The organism is Kitasatospora sp. SC0581 (assembly GCF_048159585.1).
Lineage (GTDB): Bacteria > Actinomycetota > Actinomycetes > Streptomycetales > Streptomycetaceae > Kitasatospora.
The window spans coordinates 163545-180420 of record NZ_JBLRWA010000001.1 but is presented as its reverse complement, the minus strand read 5'-3'; the positions used below and the strand labels follow the sequence as shown (position 1 = coordinate 180420).

The following is a 16876-nucleotide window of genomic DNA, read 5'->3' as shown; positions in this document are numbered from 1 at the left end:
GGGCGGACGCCCGGCCGGACAGGCCCTATCGTTACCCCTTCACCCTCCCCCCAAGCCCCCGTTAAGGAGTCCGCGGATGCGCGTCCGTGACCTGCTCGCCCCCGGCGCCCCGCGACTGCGCCTGCTCGCGGCCGAGGAAGAGCTGGACCGGCAGGTCAGCGGTGTGATGACGACGGACCTCCAGGACCCGGGCCGCTACCTGCACGGCGGTGAACTGGTGCTCACCGGCATGCTCTGGCGCACCGTCCCGGCCGACTCCGAGCGCTTCGTCCGCACCCTCGCGGCCGGCGGCGCGGTGGCCCTGGCGGCCGGCGAGGCCGAGGTCGGCCCGGTGCCCGAGGACCTGGTCGAGGCCTGCCGCCGGCACCGGATGCCGCTGCTCGCCGTCCCCGACGACATCGCCTTCGGCACCGTCACCGAGTTCATCGGCCGCCAGGTCTCCGCCGACCGCGCCGCCGACCTCGCCGCCCTGGTCGACCGGCACCGCCTGCTGGTCTCGGCGGCCGGCGGCGGCGGACTGGACGCGGTGCTCGACCTGCTCGGCGGCGACCTCGACCTGGACTGCTGGGTGCTCACCCCGACCGGCGCGGTGATCGCCGGCCCCGCCGACCGGCTCTCCGCCCAGGACCGCGACCAGCTGGTCCGCGCCCACCTCGCCGCCCAGCGCCAGCGCCGCCGCCCCCCGCACCGGGCCCGACTGGCCGCCGGCTCCTTCTCGCTGCTGCCCGCCCCGGCCTCCGCCGAGCACGACGAGCCGCCGGCCGGCGGCGGCCTGCTGGCCGACTGGGTGCTCGCGGTGGCCGGCGACGTCACCGAGTGGACCACCAAGCGCCAGCAGCTCGCCGAGAACCTGGCCCGGCTGGTCGCCGCCGAGCGCCACCGCCGCGACGAGGGCCGCCGGCTGCGCCGCCGCCTCGCCGACGAACTGCTCGCCCTGCTGCGCCGCGACGCCGACCCGGCCGAGGTCGGCCGCGCCCTGTACGCCTCCTCGGCGATGGCCGCCCGCTACGAGGGCCCCGGGGCCAAGTCCCAGGCGGAGGACGGCTCCTGGCTGGTGCTCAGCGCCGAGGGCACCGGCCTGCCGGAGGGCGCCGTACGGGCGGTGCTGGAGGAGGCGCTCGGCGGCGCCTCCGACCGCGCCCTGGTCGCCGGGACGGGCACCGGCGCCGTGGTGGTGCTGCCCGTCCTGGACGCCCCGGTGCCCGCCGACGCCCTGCGCGAACTGCTCGCCCCGCTGGAGGCCGGGCTCGGCTCGGAGGGCCGGATCACCCTCGGCGTCTCCGCCCCCGCCGCCGGGGCCGGCGGCCTGCGCGGCGCCCTGGAGGAGGCCCGGCACGCCCGCCGGATCGCCGCCTCCCGGGTCGGCCGGGTCTGTGTCGCGGGCCCCGAGGAGCTCGCCTCGCACGTCCTGCTGCTGGCCGCCGTCCCGGACGAGGTGCGCCGGGCCTTCCGCAGCCGGCTGCTGGACACGGTGATCGCGTACGACATCGAGCACCAGGCGGACCTGGTCCGCACCCTGGAGGCCTTCCTGCGCTCGGACGGCTCCTGGACCCGCTGCGCCGCGCAGCTGCACGTCCACGTGAACACCCTGCGGTACCGGATCGGCCGGATCGAGGAGCTGACCGGGCGTGACCTCTCCCGGCTGGAAGACCGAGTGGACTTCTACCTGGCGCTGGAGCTGGCCTGACGCCGCGCCCGGACAAGCGGAAGGGCCCGCCGCGACCTCGGTCGCGGCGGGCCCTTCCCGTACGGTTCGCTGTTGCCGGCCGGCCTACTGGACCGGGATGACCGAGGTCAGCCACTGGAAGGCGGCGGGGACCATCTTCTTCCACTGCTCGGTGGTGTGCGGGCCGGTGCCCTCCTCGACCTGGACGGTGGTCGGGGCCTTGGCCGCGGCGCGGATCGCCTCGCCGTCCTCGTAGCCGTCGCCCTTGGAGCCGCTGACCAGCAGGGCGACCTTCGGCGGCTGCGGGGCGGTCTTCAGGATGTTGACCGGGTTGTTGGCCTCGCGCAGCTTGGCGTCCTTGCCGACCAGGGAGTCCGGCTCCTGGGCCGGGTCGTTGTAGCCGGACATCGCGATGGCGGCCCGGTACCGGTTGGGGTGGGCCAGCGACAGCTTGGCCGCGCAGTGCGCGCCGGCCGAGTAGCCGGCGATCGCCCAGCGGTCCGCGGACGGGTCGGCGCGGAAGTTGTCCAGCACCATCTGCGGGACGTCGCGGGTGACCCAGGCGTCGGCGTTGATCTTGCCGGGGATGTCGGTGCAGCCGGCGTCCTGGTTGTTCAGCAGCTTCGTGCGGGGCGAGACCAGGATGAACGGGGCGACCTTGCCCTGCTGCATCAGCGGCTTGAGCTGCTCGGAGACCTTGAGGGTGCCGTACCAGGTGGAGGAGGAGCCGGGGTAGCCCGGGATCAGCTCGACCACGGGGAACTTCTTGTCCTTGAACGCCGGGTCGTTGTACTGCGGCGGCAGCCAGACCAGCACCTCGCCGTCGACCCCGGACACCTGGCCCTTGAGCTCGGTCCGCTGCACGTCGTTCGGGACGAGCGGGTCGTTCACGCCGCCGAAGCTCTGCTTGACCTTCTGCGGCTCCTTGGCGGGCTCGGCGCCCTGGCCGCCGGCGGCGGCCGCGGCCGGGTCGACCGGCGCCACCACGGGCACCGCGCGGACGTGGTTGCCGGTGCCGAGCAGGTCGTCCCAGTTGCCGTAGATCAGGTTGGCGTTGTTGACCATCACGAAGACCATCAGGACGGCCGTGACCTGGCAGAACATGATCATGACGATCCGGGTGAGGTAGCGTACCGGCTGCGGGCCGCCGACCTTCCCCCAGAACAGCAACGCCACTGTGATGGACACCGGCACCAGGATGACGGTGAGGAGGAAGAATGGCGTACCTGTCAGTTCCATCGAGTTCTCGTATCCGGGTCGCACGCCGCCCGGGGCCCACTCGCCCGAACGCACGTCAATGGCATCAGACGGCGATGGACCGGTGATCGGTTGCCGTCCGAATCTGTGCGGAACCTGAGAGGAACATCACTTTCTTGTGATGAACCGCCTTCGGATCGGCGCCTAGTCTGCCACCCGAACGGACGTCGTCCGGACCAGATGTTCAGCGAACTACCAGGAAAGGTCCCCCGGGGCACCTTACCTCCCAGGCCGTTCGCGCTGCCGGGCGAGGCGGTGCGATACCGCGCGGCACGGGCAGGGAGACTATGGGGATGAGCATCACCCGCTTTCGCCCGTCCCACCGCCTCTGGCCCGCGTGTGCCGTCCTGGCACTCGCGGTCGCCGTGGCCGGTTGCAGCAGTACTGGAGGCAGACGCGCCGAGGAGGCCCGCGCCAAGGCCGCGGCCACCGGCGGCGGCGCCGTCTCGACTCCGCGCTGGAAGGTCGCCATGGTGACCCACGCCGGAGCCGGCGACGCCTTCTGGGACACTGTGCGCAAGGGCGCCGAGCAGGCCGCCGCCAAGGACAACATCACCTTCCTGTACTCCAACGACGCGCAGACCCAGAACCAGGTCCAGCTCGTCCAGGCCGCCATCGACCAGAAGGTCGACGGCCTGCTGGTCACCCTCGCCAAGGGCGACGCCATGGCGGACGTCCTCGGCAAGGCCAAGGCCGCCGGCATCCCCGTGATCACGATCAACTCCGGCCAGGAGTACTCGCAGAAGTTCGGCGCGCTGACCCACATCGGTCAGGACGAGTCCACCGCCGGCCAGGCGGCCGGTACCGAGCTGGCCTCGCGCGGCCGCAAGAACGTGCTCTGCGTGATCCACGAGCAGGGCAACGTCGGCCAGGAGCAGCGCTGCTCCGGCGCCCAGTCCAAGTCCGGCGGAGCCTTCCAGGTGCTCTACGTCAACGGCGTCGACATGCCCGACGCCCGCGCCGCGATCTCCGCCAAGCTGCAGGCCGACCCGTCCATCGACACCGTGCTCACCCTCTCCGGCCCGATGGCCGCCACCGGCCTCCAGGCCGTCCAGGACGCCCACCGCACCGTCGAACTGGACACCTTCGACCTGGGCACGCAGGTGGTGTCCGGGCTCAAGTCCGGCAGCGTCGGCTTCGTCGTCGACCAGCAGCCCTACCTCCAGGGCTACACCGGCGTCGACCTGGTCTGGCTGTACAAGTACAACCTGAACATGCTCGGCGGCGGCAAGCCCGTCGAGACCGGTCCGCAGATCCTGACCAAGGACAACGCCGACGCGCTCGCCGAGTACGTCGCGAGGGGGACCAGGTGAGCACCCCCGACCTCCTCGCCCACGACGGCCTGGTCGACGGCCGTCCGGCGGCCCTGCGGCGGCTCCTCGCCCGCCCCGAGCTGGGCTCGCTGATCGCCGCCGTCGCGGTCTTCACGGTCTTCGCCGTCGTCGCCGAACCGTTCCTGCGGGTCTCCTCGCTGGGCACCGTGCTGTACGCGGCCTCCACCATCGGGATCATGGCGGTGCCGGTCTCGCTGCTGATGATCGGCGGCGAGTTCGACCTGTCGGCCGGCGTGCTGGTCACCACCGCCGCGCTGACCTCCTCGATGGTCTCGTACCAGTTCACCGCGGTGACCTGGGTCGGCGTGCTGGTCTCGCTGGCGACCACGCTGGCCATCGGCGGGTTCAACGGCTGGATGCTCGGCCGCACCAGGCTGCCCAGCTTCATCGTCACGCTCGGCACCTTCCTGATGCTGACCGGCGCCAACCTGGGCGTCACCAAGGCGATCTCCGGCACCGTCTCCACCAAGTCGATCTCCGACATGGAGGGCTTCGCCGCCTGCCGCTGGCTGTTCGCCTCCGAGGTGACCGTCGGCGGGCTGACCATCAAGGCCACCGTCTGGTGGTGGCTCGGCCTGCTCGTGGTCGGCAGCTGGGTGCTGCTGCGCACCCGCTTCGGCAACTGGATCTTCGCGGTCGGCGGCGACGCGGACGCGGCCCGCGCGGTCGGCGTGCCGGTCGCCCGGACGAAGACCCTGCTGTACCTGGGTGTCGGCTTCGGCGCCTGGGTGCTCGGTCAGCACCTGCTGTTCTCCTTCGACACCGTGCAGTCCGGCGAGGGCGTCGGCAACGAGCTGATCTACATCGTCGCGGCGGTCATCGGCGGCTGCCTGATCACCGGCGGCTACGGCTCGGTGGTGGGCTCCGCGCTCGGCGCGCTGATCTTCGGCATGGCCAGCAAGGGGATCATCTACGCCCAGTGGAACCCGGACTGGTTCAAGTTCTTCCTCGGCGCGATGCTGCTGCTGGCCGCGCTGCTGAACGCCTACGTCAAGCGCCGGGCCGAGCGGGGGCCGCGATGAACACGGACCTCACGGGGGCCGCGACGAACACGGAAGCGATGGGTACCGAACTGCTCTCCCTCGACGGCGTCGGCAAGAGCTACGGCACCGTCCGGGCGCTCCAGGACGTCTCGCTGACCCTGCGGGCCGGCGAGATCAGCTGCGTGCTCGGCGACAACGGGGCCGGCAAGTCCACCCTGATCAAGATCATCTCCGGGCTGCACCAGCACGACGAGGGCACCGTCACCGTCGGCGGCGAGGCGGTCCGCTTCGACTCCCCGCGCCAGGCCCTGGACCGCGGCATCGCCACCGTCTACCAGGACCTCGCGGTCGTCCCGCTGATGCCGGTCTGGCGCAACTTCTTCCTCGGCTCCGAGCAGGGCATGCGCCGCTGGGGCGGCCTGCGGCTGGACGCCGAGGGGATGCGCGCCACCACCCGCGACGCGCTCGCGCGGATGGGCATCGACCTGTACGACGTCGACCGGCCGATCGGCACCCTCTCCGGCGGGCAGCGCCAGTGCGTGGCGATCGCCCGCGCGGTGCACTTCGGCGCCAAGGTGCTGATCCTGGACGAGCCCACCGCCGCGCTCGGCGTCAAGCAGTCCGGGGTGGTGCTCAAGTACGTCACCGCCGCCCGCGACGCCGGGCTGGGGGTCGTGCTGATCACCCACAACCCGCACCACGCGTACCTGGTCGGCGACCACTTCACCCTGCTCCGGCGGGGCCGGATGGCGGGCAGCCATCCGCGTGCCGAGATCAGCCTCGAACAGCTCACCACCGAGATGGCCGGCGGCTCCGACCTCGCCGAGCTCTCGCACGAGCTGGCCCGACCGTCGCTCTCCGACCCCCGTGGCTCCGACCCCGGCGGCTCCGGCACCGGGCTCCCCGGTGGCGGAGAATCGGCTTCCGGAGAATCCGACCCCCGAGAACCCGACACCCGTGAGGAGCGTCCGCAGCCGTGACCGGCTCCCAAGGCAGCACCCGGCCACCCGTCCTGCCGACCCTGCTCGGCCTCGGCCCGCGCGCCGAGCGCCGCCGCCGCGCCCTGCCCGCCGGGATACTGCGGCTGCCCACGATCGGTGTCGACATCGGCGGCACCAAGGTGGTCGCCGGGGTGGTGGACGGCGAGGGCAAGGTGCTGGAGAAGCTGCGCACGGACACGCCGCACAAGAGCAAGAGCCCCAAGGTGGTCGAGGACGTCATCGTCGAGCTGGTGCTCCAGCTCGCCGACCGGCACGACGTCCACGCCGTGGGCATCGGCGCGGCCGGCTGGGTCGACGCCGACCGCTCCAAGGTGCTGTTCGCCCCGCACCTCAACTGGCGCAACGAGCCGCTCCGGGAGGCGCTCAGCGAGCGGCTGCGGTTCCCGGTGATCGTGGAGAACGACGCCAACGCGGCCGCCTGGGCCGAGTGGCGCTTCGGCGCCGGGCGCGGCGAGGACCACATGGTGATGCTCACCCTGGGCACCGGCATCGGCGGCGCGGTGGTCCGGGACGGCTACGTGGACCGCGGCAAGTACGGCCTGGCGGGCGAGTTCGGGCACATGCAGGTGCTGCCCGGCGGCCACCGCTGCCCGTGCGGCAACCGGGGCTGCTGGGAGCAGTACTCCTCCGGCAACGCCCTGGTGCGCGACGCGCGCGAGCTGGTCGCCGAGGAGTCGCCGGTGGTGCAGCCGCTGCTGGCCCGGGCGGGCGGCACGGTCGAGGGCATCACCGGGCCGCTGGTCACCGAGGCCGCCCAGGAGGGCGACCCGGTCGCGACCGAGCTGCTCTACGAGGTCGGCACCTGGCTCGGCGTCGGCATCGCCAACCTGGCCGCCGCGCTGGACCCGGGCCGCTTCGTGATCGGCGGCGGGGTCTCCGAGGCCGGTGACCTGCTGCTCGGTCCGGCCCGGGACACCTTCCGCCGCACCCTCACCGGGCGCGGGTTCCGCCCGGAGGCCGCCATCGTGCACGCCGCCCTCGGCAACGAGGCCGGCCTGGTCGGCGCGGCCGACCTGGCCCGGCAGGTGGCGCGGCGCTTCCGCACGATCAAGCGGCGGCGGGTGGAGCGCAGCGCGCTGTAGCGGGGTGGGGGCGCCTGCCGGCTGTTCTCCTGGCGCCCCCGCCCGCCCCGCCAACTACCCGTTGGTAGCGGCGCGGTGTGGTTGTCGGATCATCCCTCCTGTGGAACAACTGAGTTGACGCAGACTCAGGAGGATTCGGATGAGGGCTCTGACCCGTCTCGCACCACCACTGCTGCTCGCCACCGCGCTGGTCTGGTCCGGCGTCGGACCGGCCGGCGCCGCGACCCCGCCGACGAAGGTGCCCGAGGCGGTGGGCCGGGGCGGAGCGGTCGCCACCGTCGACGCCGACGCCACCGCCGCCGGCATCGAGGTGCTGCGCAAGGGCGGCAACGCGGTGGACGCGGCCGTCGCCGCCGCCGCGGCCCTCGGGGTCACCGAGCCGTACTCCTCCGGCATCGGCGGCGGCGGGTACTTCGTCTACTACGACCACGCCACCGGCCGGGTGCACACCATCGACGGCCGGGAGACGGCCGGCCGCACCGCCGACAGCGGCCTGTTCCTGGAGGACGGCAAACCGCTGGCCTTCGCCGACGCCGTCACCAGCGGCCTGTCCGTCGGAATCCCCGGCACCCCCGCCACCTGGGACGCCGCACTGCGCAAGTGGGGCACCCGCTCGCTCGCCCAGAACCTCGAACCGGCCGAGCGGATCGCCGACCACGGCTTCGTCGTCGACGACACCTTCCGCGGCCAGACCGCCGACAACTACGCCCGGTTCAAGGACTTCCCGGCCACCGCCGCGCTCTACCTGCCGAACGGCAAGCCCCCCGAGACCGGCAGCGTGCTGCGCAACCCCGACCTCGCCGCCACCTACCGGCTGCTCGCCAAGGACGGCGTCAAGGCCTTCTACCAGGGCGAGTTGGCCAAGGACATCGCCAACACCGTGCAGCACCCGCCGGTCGACCCGGCGTCCGGCCGCAACGCCCGCCCCGGCAAGGTCGACACCACCGACCTCGCCGACTACCGGGTCCGCGACCAGGCGCCCACCCACGTCTCCCACGGCGCCTACGACGTCTACGCGATGGCCCCCTCCAGCTCCGGCGGCACCACCGTCGGCGAGGCGCTCAACATCCTGGAGGACGGCGGCGACGTCTCCACGTACAGCGGCACCCAGTACTACCACCACTTCCTGGAGGCCTCCCGGATCTCCTTCGCCGACCGCAACCGCTGGGTCGGCGACCCGGCCTTCAGCGACGTCCCCACCAGGGAACTGCTCTCCGAGCGCTACGCCGCCTCCCGGGCCTGCCTGGTCAGCCCGGACCACGCGCTGACCAGCCCGCTCGCCCCCGGCGACCCGCGCCACCCGGCCCCCTGCGCCGACACCGGCCAGGCCGTCCCCGAGCCGTACGAGGGCCCCAACACCACCCACCTGACGGTCGCCGACCGCTGGGGCAACATCGTCTCCTACACGCTCACCATCGAGCAGACCGGCGGCAGCGGCATCACCGTCCCCGGCCGGGGCTTCCTGCTCAACAACGAGCTGACCGACTTCGACTTCACCCCGCTCGCCCCGGGCGTCCCCGACCCCAACCTGCCGGGCCCGGGCAAGCGGCCGCGCTCCTCGATGTCCCCGACGGTCGTGCTGCGCGACGGCGAGCCGCTGCTGGCCACCGGCAGCCCCGGCGGCGCGACCATCATCACCACCACCCTCCAGGTGCTGCTCGGTCGGCTCGACCGGGGCCTGAGCCTGGAGCAGGCCATCGCCGCCCCGCGCGCCAGCCAGCGCAACAGCGCCACCACCCAGGCCGAGCCCGCCTTCCTGGCGCTGCCCGAGCGGGCCGCGCTGGAGGGCCTCGGACACAGTTTCGTCAACGGCGGCGAGATCGGTGCCGCCACCGGCGTGGAACGGCTGCCGGACGGCCGCTGGGTGGCCGCCGCCGAGCCGGTGCGGCGCGGCGGCGGCTCGGCCGCGGTGGTCCGGCCCGCGGGCTGACCGGGCCGGCCTGTCGGTGCCGGGCGGTATGTTCGGGGTGGGCCTCCCGCACGAGGGGCGGCCCACCCCGTCCGTATGCCCGACTGCATGTCCGTCCGCACCGAACCACCGGGAAGGCCGCCCGCCGTGACCGTCCGCATCGCCACCTGGAACATCAACTCCGTCACCGCGCGGCTGCCCAAGCTCCTGGAGTGGCTGGAGAGCGCCAAGCCCGACGTGCTCTGCCTCCAGGAGCTCAAGTGCGCGGCCGACGCCTTCCCGTACGAGGCGGTCCGCGAGCTCGGCTACGAGACGGCCGCGCACGGCAACGGCCGCTGGAACGGCGTCGCGATCGTCTCCCGGATCGGCCTGGACGACGTCGTGCGCGGCCTCCCCGACCAGCCCGGCTACTTCGCCGACGGGGCCCTGCTGCCCGAGGTCGAGCCGCGCGCCATCGCCGCCACCTGCGGCCCGGTCCGGGTCTGGTCGGTCTACGTGCCGAACGGCCGCGAGGTCGGCCACGCGCACTACCAGTACAAGCTGGAGTGGCTGGAGGCGCTGCGCAAGGCCGCCACCGAGGACGCCGCCGGCCCCCGCCCGTTCGCCGTCCTCGGGGACTTCAACATCGCCCCGACCGACGACGACGTCTTCGACGCCGCCGCCTTCGAGGGCCTCACCCACGTCACCCCGGTCGAGCGCGCCGCACTGGCGGCCCTCGACGGGATCGGCCTCCAGGACGTGCTGCCCCGCCCGCTCAAGTACGACCACCCGTACACCTACTGGGACTACCGTCAGCTGGCCTTCCCCAAGAACCGGGGCATGCGGATCGACCTCACCTACGCCAACAAGCCCTTCGTCGAGGCCGTCACCGACAGCTACGTGGACCGCGAGGCCCGCAAGGGCAAGGGCACCTCGGACCACGCGCCGGTCGTGGTGGACCTCGACCTCTGAGCCGCACCGCGTGAGCGCCACTCCGGGTGAGCGCCACGGCTGAGCCCCGCCGCGGGCGTCACGACGGGTCACGGGTCGTAACCCGAACGGTCGTGAGCGCTGGCCGAGCGTGGGGCGCGTCCCTACCGTCGGTGAATGACCGGGTGCAGTTGCTCGACCACGTGGACATGGGAGTCCCCGGCTGCGCCCGAGAATCCCGGAGGTTCCGGTATGCGCCCCATGCGTACGGCCGCCGCCGCCCTGATCGGCGCGACGGCGCTGACCGGCCTGACGGCCCCCCTCGCATCCGCCAGGGACGGTTCCGCGTCGGTCAGCCCGTCCCAGGCCGCACCGGGCCAGACCGTGACGGTCACGGTCTCCTGCGAGAAGTCGGACAAGCCCGACGCCAAGACCATCACCGCCCGCTCCGCCGCCTTCGAGGGAGGGCCGGCGACCCTCACCCTGGGCCCCGACGGCAAGCACAGCGGCTCCGCCCGGCTGGCCGGCCAGCACGCCGGGGACAGCAAGGTCGACGGCACCTGCCCGGACGGCGGGGCCTTCGCCACCAGCGTCACGGTCACCACCGTGGCCGTGCCCGACAGGGGCGGTGACAAGGGCGGCGACAAGAACCCCCAGAAGAACCCGGGTCTCGGCGAGTGGGGCGAGGCCGCGGGGGAGTGGGCCGGTTCGCTCGGGCAGTCCGGCGCCGGCAACCAGCAGGTCGCCCCGCACGGCGCCGTGCAGACCGGCCTCGGCGGTTCGGTCGCGGCGAACCCGGGGGAGCTGGCCGGCGGCCTCGCGCTGGTCGCGGGCGGGGTCGGCGGCTTCTGGCTGCTGCGGAGGCGCGGTGCCTGAAGGCCTCGCGCCCCACTGTGCCCCTGCGCCGCGCCGCTGGATCCCGACGGGATCGGCGGCGCGGCGGCGTGTCGGGACGGCGTGCCGGTTCTCCGGAGCGCCGGTGCGTCAGGCGGTCCGCGGTTCGGCGTCCTCGCGGTGCAGCCGGTCCTGGTGGCGGAGGGTGCCGTCGGCCAGCAGGTACTGGGCCAGCACATAGGTCGCCATGATCCAGAACTGATGGCCCGGCAGCTCCCGCCACTTCGCCAGCTGGGTGGCGATCAGCGTGTCGGAGAGCAGGAACAGCGCCCCGCCCAGCCCGGTCCGCCAGCCCAGCCCGGCCGAGGTGACGGCCGTCGACGCGAGCAGCAGGCTGTAGCCGGCCACCGGGACGCGCAGGTCCCCGAGGTCCGGCCAGAGCTGCCCGACCAGGGCCACCCAGGCCGTCGCGTACGCGGCCGCGACCACCAGGGCCCGGCGGCGGTCGGTGAGCGCGCCGCCCTGGACGAACATCGTCACGTAGCAGACGTGCGCCGCCGCGAACGAGCCCATGCCCGCGAGGAACGCGGGGTCGTTCTTCAGCTGGAGCAGCACGTCGCCGCCCGCGCTCAGCAGCAGCGCCGGCGCCAGCAGCTTCGGCGCCTCCCGTCCGGCCTTCGCGGCCGCCGCCACGCTGTGCGCGGCCAGCAGCGGCATCAGGGCCGGCTTGGTGGCGTTCTGGAGCACCGAGGCGCCGGAGGCGATCGCGCCCAGGTGCGCCGCCGAGGTGGCCGCGAAGCCGCCCAGCAGGCCGGTGGCCGAGCGCAGGCGCGCCCCGAGGCCGACGCGGGTGGTGGTACGGACGGTCATGCGTGCGCCTCTCGGTGATCCGCTGCTTCGGACCGACCCTAGAGGAGCCGGACCGGCGGCGGAAGGGTCGGTTACCGGTGCGTAACCCGGGCGGGGTGCGGCGGATGACGGGGTGGCCGGTGAGCGGAGCGCGGTCGGCCGCTTCGAGGGCTCTTGCGGAGAGTTCCTCAGGAGGGCGGTTGCTGCGGTCGGGTGGCCCGGGCACCGTCTAGTCTGGACCCCGACATGGATCAGCAGGACTACGCGGTCGGCGCCACCCGGGTGGCCGCCGGCAGGCCGGACGGACGCACGGGCGGGGCAGGGCGGGGAACCGCCGCCGCCGTCCTCGCCGTACGCGAAGCCGGTCCCGAGGCTGGTCCCGACGCCGGTGGTGCCTCTGGTTCCGACGCGGGCCGCTCCTCCGGTCCTGCTGACAGGACGCCGGGGGCGGCCATGGGGAGCGGTGCTGACGGCCCGCAGGCGTCGGCCGCTCCGGCCGTCGACACGACGCTCTCGCCCGACCCGGGGCTGCTGCGCCTGGCCCACTGGTTCGCCGCCGCCACCCCTGGCGCCGCCGACGACCTCTGCACCGCCTCCTTCGGCCTCTACCCCGCCCGCCACCTCGGCACCGCCGCCGAGCCCGCCGCCGATCCCGGCGTCAGCTGGTGGCACGGCCCCACCGCGCACTTGGCCACGCCCGTACGCCCCCGCGAGGACCGCACCGAGGGCGGACTGCGCCGCGCCCGGCGCGACGACGCCGCCCTGCCCGTCGTCCGGTCGGGGGCCAAGACGGGCCGGCCGGGCCGGCACCGCAGGCCCGAACGCACGCGGGTGGCACCGCCCACCGTCGTGGCGCAGGATCGTTCCGGCGAGGAGCTCCCGGCGGCCGAACGCCGGATCGCCGCCCGGCTGTTGCTCGCCCACCCGCTGGTCACCGCCTCCGGCCCGCACGCCGACGGCTTCCCGCTGATCCGCCGTCACCGCGACTGGCTCGCCGAGCGCTTCGACACCCTGCTCGGCTACCGCCTCGTGGTCGGCCCCTGGCACGCCCGGCTCTGCAAGGCCGGCCTGGGCCCCGGCGCCGCGCGCCGCCTCGAACACCCCGCCACCGGCACTCCGTTCACCCCGGCCGGGTACGCCCAACTCGCCCTCGCGCTCGCCCTGTTGGTCGACGCCCCGGAGGAGCTCGGCTACCGGCGGCTGCTCGACGCGATGAACGCCGCCGCCCCCGAACTCACCGCCGAACCGACCGACCTCGCCATGGCGCTGGCCGCGCTGGCCGGCTGGCAGGTGCTCGGCGAGCTGCCGGCCGAGGGCCCGGCCGACGACTCCTTCGTGCTGACCGTGGACCGCGAACTCGCCCGGGCCGTCCCGGCCGGCCCGCCCGCCCTCGCCGACGACGCCGCCGACCTGATCCGCCGCGCCGCCGAGGCCGAGCCCGCCACCGCCGTCCGCCGCCTGCTCGCCGAGACGCCCGCCGTCCTGGCCGCCGACCTCCCCGAGGACCACCGCGCCTGGCTGGACGAGCACCGGCTCAGCGGACCGGCGGCGCTCGCCGAGTTCCTCGGACTGGAGGCCGAACTGCGGGCCGAGGGCGTCGCGCTGCTCGACCCGGCCGCCGAGCTCACCGACCTCGCCCTCCCCGGCGGGGGCACCCTCACCCAGGCCGCCCTGCTGCTGGTCGAGCGCCTGGTCGAGGAGGTCCGCCCGCTGCCCGACGAGCCGGTGGCCGGCGACGTCCCGATCCCGGACGCGCTGATAGACGGCGTCCTCGGCGACATCGCGGACGAGTTCGGCCTCCCCGCCCGCTACCTCGCCGACCGCACCGCCCTGCGGCGGGACGCCCTCGACGTGCTCCACCGCCTCGCCCTGATCACCCCCACCCCCCACCCCACCCGCCCCCCGGCCTGGCGCCTGCGCCCCCCGGCCGCGCGCTACGCCCCGGCCCCCGACCTCCACCCCACGCCCGGCACCGGCCGCCACTCCCGCCCCGGACAGCCGGCGTAGCGGACCGCCGCCGTGGCGGCGGCGCCCACCGTGCCGCCCCGGCTCCGCCGCCGGGGAGCGGAAAGCAAGAAGCACCGGGCCCGGAACGGGACCGCGGTGCTGGGTGGAGCAGGGGCTACTTGCTGGCGGAGGCGCTCGCGAGGGGGCCGTGTTCGACGGTTTCCACGGTGGCGCCGACGCCCAGGGTGCCGAGGGCGATGGAGGTGAGTACGGCGGTGACGGCGAGCAGCCGGCGGTGCCGTTGGGGCAGGGGGAAGCGCGGTTCCTGGTAGGGCGCCTGAGGGCTGGCGTTCATGACAGGGAGGTTTCCAGGGCGGCGTGAACGGTCGGTACGTGCGGGTGAAGTCCGGACGGGGGTTGGGCGTCGGTTGGCCGCGTACGCCCCACCCGTCACCGGGCAGGGCGTCCGCGCAGGTCAGCGGCGTGTGCCCGACTCGCCGACGACCTCCCGGACGGCGTCCCGCAGGCCGTGCGGAGGGTGGAAGCGGGCGGGGGCGGCGGCTGGGTCCTCGCGGAGCTCCTTCACCAGCGAGACGCACAGCAGCAGCATCACGACCACGAACGGCAGCGCGACCAGGATCGTCGCGTTCTGGAGCGCGGTGAGCCCGCCGGCCAGCAGCAGGGCCGCCGCGACCCCGCCCATCAGCACGCCCCAGACCACCACCAGCCAGGTGCGCGGGTGCAGCGAGCCCCGGCTGGAGAGCGAGCCCAGCACCAGCGAGGCCGAGTCGGCGCTGGTGATGAAGAAGGTCATCACCAGCAGCACCGCGACCACGCTGGTCACCGAGCCGAGCGGCAGCGCGCGCAGCATCTCGAACAGCGAGGCCTCCGGGCCCTGCGGGATGGTCGCGACCAGGTCGGCCGCGCCGGTGGTGGACAGCCGGATCGCGGTGCCGCCCATCACGCAGAACCAGATGACCGTGGCCCCGCTGGGCACCAGCAGCACGCCGAGCAGGAACTGCCGGATGGTGCGGCCGCGCGAGATCCGCGCGATGAAGGTGCCGACGAAGGGCGCCCAGGAGAGCCACCAGGCCCAGTAGAAGATCGTCCAGGAGCCGAGCCAGCTCTCGTCGGTGAAGGCGCCGGTCTGGGTGGACATCCCGAGCAGGTCGGAGAGGTAGCCGCCGACCGAGGAGGGGATCGCGTCCAGGGCGAACACCGTCGGGCCGACCACGAAGACGAAGACCATGATCAGCGAGGCCAGCACGACGTTCGCCGTGGAGAGCCACTTCACGCCCTTGTGCACCCCGGAGAACGCGGAGACCACGAACGCGGCGGTCAGCGAGCCGATGATGATCAGCTGGGCGTTCTGGGTGTTGCGGACGGAGGTGATGTAGCCGAGCCCGTCGGCGACCTGGAGCGCGCCGAGGCCGAGGCTGGTCGCGGAGCCGAAGACGGTGGCGAACACGGCCAGCAGGTCGATCGTCCGCCCGGCCCAGCCGTCCGCGCCGCGCTGGCCGATCAGCGGGACGAAGGCGGCGGAGACCCGGTTGCCCCGGCCCTTGCGGAAGGTGGTGTAGGCGAGGGCCAGGCCGCCGACCGCGTAGATCGCCCACGGGTGCAGGGTCCAGTGGAAGAGCGAGAACTCCAGGGCCTGCTGGGCGGCGGCCGCGCTCTGCGGCTCCAGGCCGGAGCCCGGCTGCGGGGTGGCGAAGAGCTGGAGCGGCTCGCCGACGCCGTAGAACATCAGGCCGATGCCCATCCCGGCGCTGAACATCATGGCGATCCAGGCGAGGGTGGAGAACTCGGGCTCGTCGTCGTCGCGGCCGAGCCGGATCCGGCCGAAGCGGCTGAACGCGAGCAGCACGCTGAGCGCCAGGAAGACGTCGGCGGCCACCACGAACAGCCAACCGAAGTTGTGCAGCACCCAGCCGAGCGCGGTGTCGGAGGTGCGGCCGAGCGAGTCCTCGGCGAAGACGCCCCAGGCGACCACCGCCAGGACCAGGACGGCGCCGATGCCGAACACCGCCCGGTCGGCCGGAAGGGTCGCGGCGGGTTCGTCGGGCTCCTCCACGGGCTGGTCGGACTGGGGCGGCTGGCTGCTCATCGGATGGACCCCTCGACATACTCGGCGTGCGTCGGCACGCTCGGATTCAAGCTGTATGTCGCACTATGTCCAGTCCGCTCCGTGAGCGGAGGGACGGCGCGCCGGGGAAGCGCGGGGTCGGGACCTACGTCCCGTCAGGCCGCCTGCTCCTCGCCGTAGTCGTGCCCGTCGTCGTGCCGGTGCCCGGGCCCGTGCTGCCGTCCGTGGTCGGGCCCGGAGTCGCGCGCGGTGGCGAGGTAGTGGGAGAGCGCCCGGCGGCTGCGGCTGAGGTCCTCGATCCGGGAGTCCAGGTCGGCGAGTTCGCCGCGCAGGATGGCGAGCAGCTCCGGGCAGGCCTCCAGGACGGGGACCGGACCGGTGGCGCAGGGCAGCAGCTCGGCGATCACCCGGGTGCTCAGACCGGCCGCGAGCAGGCTGCGGACCTGCCACACCCGGACGGTGTCCTCCTCGCCGTACTCGCGGTACCCGGCCGCCGTGCGGTCCGGCCGGAGCAGGCCCTGTTCCTCGTAGTAGCGGAGCAGGCGGGTGGACACCCCGGTCAGGCGGGCGAGTTCTCCGATGCGCATGACCGGGCGAACGCCGCCGCCTGCCGGGGTGTTCCCCCGGGGGGCTCGGCTCGTGAGGAACTCCGGCAGTACGTCGCGCAGTTCGGGCGGCGCCCCGGCCACCGGCTGGTGCCCGCAGGTGAGTTCGGCCAGGCGCGCGCCGGGGATCAGCCCGGCCGGCGACCAGGGCGGGGACGGCTGTCGCGGCCGGTTCGGCGCGGACGTCGGTCCGGGCGGCGGGCCGGAACCGCTGCCGGAAGCCGTCCGGTACCAGGGACTTGGGATGTTCCCGCAGCGGGGCGAGCTCGTCCGGCCGGTCGGCCAGGTCGATGAACAGCTCGGAGAGCGTCCGCAACCGGGCCGGGCCCCGGCCACGCCGGCGAGCAGTGGCAGTGAGCGGACCCGCCCGGGGCGGCGGGTGGCGATCCGGACGGCGACGGCGGCGCCGAGCGG

At 74.1% G+C, this 16876-nt stretch carries 14 protein-coding genes; 9 read left to right on the top strand and 5 right to left on the bottom strand.

Going from position 1 to position 16876, the window contains the following annotated elements; genetic code table 11:
- Positions 1-76: 76 nt before the first annotated feature.
- On the top strand, positions 77-1687 hold the full coding sequence (locus tag ACLWS4_RS00750; RefSeq protein WP_074004317.1) for a PucR family transcriptional regulator: 1611 nt from the start codon (positions 77-79) through the stop codon (positions 1685-1687).
- Between the two features lie 84 nt (positions 1688-1771).
- Here the strand turns inward: ACLWS4_RS00750 and ACLWS4_RS00745 are convergent, their stop codons facing one another.
- Positions 1772-2905: an alpha/beta hydrolase gene (locus tag ACLWS4_RS00745; protein ID WP_049654481.1), complete on the bottom strand. Its 1134-nt coding sequence runs from the start codon at positions 2903-2905 to the stop codon at positions 1772-1774.
- 311 nt (positions 2906-3216) lie between these two features.
- Between ACLWS4_RS00745 and ACLWS4_RS00740 the strand changes: the two genes are divergently transcribed.
- From ACLWS4_RS00740 to ACLWS4_RS00710, 7 genes are all read left to right on the top strand, one after another.
- A complete protein-coding gene (locus ACLWS4_RS00740; RefSeq protein ID WP_416873037.1) occupies positions 3217-4236 on the top strand; it encodes a substrate-binding domain-containing protein in 1020 nt (339 codons plus the stop codon).
- Positions 4233-5279 carry an ABC transporter permease gene (locus tag ACLWS4_RS00735; RefSeq protein ID WP_380744170.1) on the top strand — a complete coding sequence of 349 codons (1047 nt, stop codon included), beginning with the start codon at positions 4233-4235 and terminating at the stop codon, positions 5277-5279. Before ACLWS4_RS00740 ends, ACLWS4_RS00735 begins: the two co-directional genes overlap by 4 nt.
- 38 nt (positions 5280-5317) lie before the next feature.
- Positions 5318-6220, top strand: coding sequence for an ATP-binding cassette domain-containing protein (locus tag ACLWS4_RS00730; protein WP_416873036.1), 903 nt, complete (start codon positions 5318-5320; stop codon positions 6218-6220).
- Positions 6217-7323, top strand: coding sequence for an ROK family glucokinase (locus tag ACLWS4_RS00725; protein ID WP_049654486.1), 1107 nt, complete (start codon positions 6217-6219; stop codon positions 7321-7323). The genes ACLWS4_RS00730 and ACLWS4_RS00725 overlap by 4 nt, the downstream gene beginning before the upstream one ends.
- Positions 7324-7462: 139 nt before the next feature.
- Positions 7463-9253 carry a gamma-glutamyltransferase gene (gene ggt / locus ACLWS4_RS00720; RefSeq protein ID WP_416873035.1) on the top strand — a complete coding sequence of 597 codons (1791 nt, stop codon included), beginning with the start codon at positions 7463-7465 and terminating at the stop codon, positions 9251-9253.
- Between the two features lie 87 nt (positions 9254-9340).
- Positions 9341-10183, top strand: a complete 843-nt coding sequence (locus ACLWS4_RS00715) for an exodeoxyribonuclease III (protein WP_049654497.1) — start codon at positions 9341-9343, stop codon at positions 10181-10183.
- A gap of 210 nt (positions 10184-10393) precedes the next feature.
- The gene (locus tag ACLWS4_RS00710) at positions 10394-11017 is read left to right on the top strand and encodes a hypothetical protein (RefSeq protein WP_049654489.1); all 624 of its coding nucleotides are present in this window, start codon (positions 10394-10396) and stop codon (positions 11015-11017) included.
- Between the two features lie 108 nt (positions 11018-11125).
- Here the strand turns inward: ACLWS4_RS00710 and ACLWS4_RS00705 are convergent, their stop codons facing one another.
- On the bottom strand, positions 11126-11845 hold the full coding sequence (locus tag ACLWS4_RS00705) for a lysoplasmalogenase (RefSeq protein WP_416873034.1): 720 nt from the start codon (positions 11843-11845) through the stop codon (positions 11126-11128).
- Positions 11846-12277: 432 nt separating this feature from the next.
- Between ACLWS4_RS00705 and ACLWS4_RS00700 the strand changes: the two genes are divergently transcribed.
- Complete coding sequence (locus ACLWS4_RS00700) at positions 12278-13831, top strand: DUF2398 family protein (RefSeq protein WP_416873033.1); 1554 nt, start codon at positions 12278-12280, stop codon at positions 13829-13831.
- A gap of 115 nt (positions 13832-13946) precedes the next feature.
- Here ACLWS4_RS00700 and ACLWS4_RS00695 read toward each other — a convergent pair whose 3' ends face one another.
- The 3 genes from ACLWS4_RS00695 to ACLWS4_RS00685 form a co-directional block, all read right to left on the bottom strand.
- Positions 13947-14126 carry a hypothetical protein gene (locus tag ACLWS4_RS00695; RefSeq protein ID WP_049659792.1) on the bottom strand — a complete coding sequence of 60 codons (180 nt, stop codon included), beginning with the start codon at positions 14124-14126 and terminating at the stop codon, positions 13947-13949.
- 120 nt (positions 14127-14246) lie between these two features.
- Positions 14247-15878, bottom strand: a complete 1632-nt coding sequence (locus ACLWS4_RS00690; RefSeq protein WP_049659793.1) for a BCCT family transporter — start codon at positions 15876-15878, stop codon at positions 14247-14249.
- 134 nt (positions 15879-16012) lie between these two features.
- Positions 16013-16444, bottom strand: a complete 432-nt coding sequence (locus tag ACLWS4_RS00685; protein ID WP_063780401.1) for a MerR family transcriptional regulator — start codon at positions 16442-16444, stop codon at positions 16013-16015.
- Positions 16445-16876 lie beyond the last annotated feature (432 nt).

Bases quoted from the DNA above. Each gene is read 5' to 3' on its own strand.
- ACLWS4_RS00750 (WP_074004317.1), top strand. From the start codon at position 77: ATGCGCGTCCGTGACCTGCTCGCCCCCGGCGCCCCGCGACTGCGCCTG.
- ACLWS4_RS00745 (WP_049654481.1), bottom strand. From the start codon at position 2,905: ATGGAACTGACAGGTACGCCATTCTTCCTCCTCACCGTCATCCTGGTG.
- ACLWS4_RS00740 (WP_416873037.1), top strand. From the start codon at position 3,217: ATGAGCATCACCCGCTTTCGCCCGTCCCACCGCCTCTGGCCCGCGTGT.
- ACLWS4_RS00730 (WP_416873036.1), top strand. From the start codon at position 5,318: ATGGGTACCGAACTGCTCTCCCTCGACGGCGTCGGCAAGAGCTACGGC.
- ggt (WP_416873035.1), top strand. From the start codon at position 7,463: ATGAGGGCTCTGACCCGTCTCGCACCACCACTGCTGCTCGCCACCGCG.
- ACLWS4_RS00715 (WP_049654497.1), top strand. From the start codon at position 9,341: ATGTCCGTCCGCACCGAACCACCGGGAAGGCCGCCCGCCGTGACCGTC.
- ACLWS4_RS00710 (WP_049654489.1), top strand. From the start codon at position 10,394: ATGCGCCCCATGCGTACGGCCGCCGCCGCCCTGATCGGCGCGACGGCG.
- ACLWS4_RS00705 (WP_416873034.1), bottom strand. From the start codon at position 11,845: ATGACCGTCCGTACCACCACCCGCGTCGGCCTCGGGGCGCGCCTGCGC.
- ACLWS4_RS00700 (WP_416873033.1), top strand. From the start codon at position 12,278: ATGGGGAGCGGTGCTGACGGCCCGCAGGCGTCGGCCGCTCCGGCCGTC.
- ACLWS4_RS00695 (WP_049659792.1), bottom strand. From the start codon at position 14,126: ATGAACGCCAGCCCTCAGGCGCCCTACCAGGAACCGCGCTTCCCCCTG.
- ACLWS4_RS00690 (WP_049659793.1), bottom strand. From the start codon at position 15,878: ATGAGCAGCCAGCCGCCCCAGTCCGACCAGCCCGTGGAGGAGCCCGAC.
- ACLWS4_RS00685 (WP_063780401.1), bottom strand. From the start codon at position 16,444: ATGCGCATCGGAGAACTCGCCCGCCTGACCGGGGTGTCCACCCGCCTG.